The sequence below is a fragment of the Erwinia sp. PME.40.26/001 genome, assembly GCF_055556675.1.
Window position 1 is genome coordinate 1 of the sequence record NZ_JBVHNP010000030.1, and the last position, 463, is coordinate 463.

At 70.2% G+C, this 463-nt stretch carries 1 pseudogene; it reads left to right on the forward strand.

Going from position 1 to position 463, the window contains the following annotated elements:
• A pseudogene (locus ACZ3HG_RS23060) lies at nucleotides 1-463 on the forward strand (hypothetical protein); the annotation flags it as partial.

Here is a 463-nt window from a genome sequence, read left to right on the forward strand (position 1 = left end):
GCTCGTGCACGCCAACCCCGGCGTGATGCACCCCGACGAGCTCGCGACGCTCCGCCCGGTCGCCCCGTCGATGGGCATGATGCTCGAGACCACCTCGCGCCGCCTGTACGAAGAGCCCGGTCAGGTGCATTTCGGCTCGCCCGACAAAGACCCCGACCTGCGTCTGCGCGTCATCGACGACGCGGGGGCCGCCGGCATCCCGTTCACGACCGGCATCCTCGTGGGCATCGGTGAATCCGTCCGCGACCGCGCCGAGTCGCTCATCGCCCTGCGCGACCTCGACGACCGGCACGGCCATGTGCAAGAGGTGATCGTGCAGAACTTCCGCGCGAAGCCCCGCACCGCCATGCAGGGAGCCCCGGATGCCGACATGCACGAGTACCTCGCGACGGTCGCCGTCGCGCGACTCGTGTTCGGGTCCGACATGCGCATCCAGGTTCCGCCGAACCTCTCCGACCCGCGC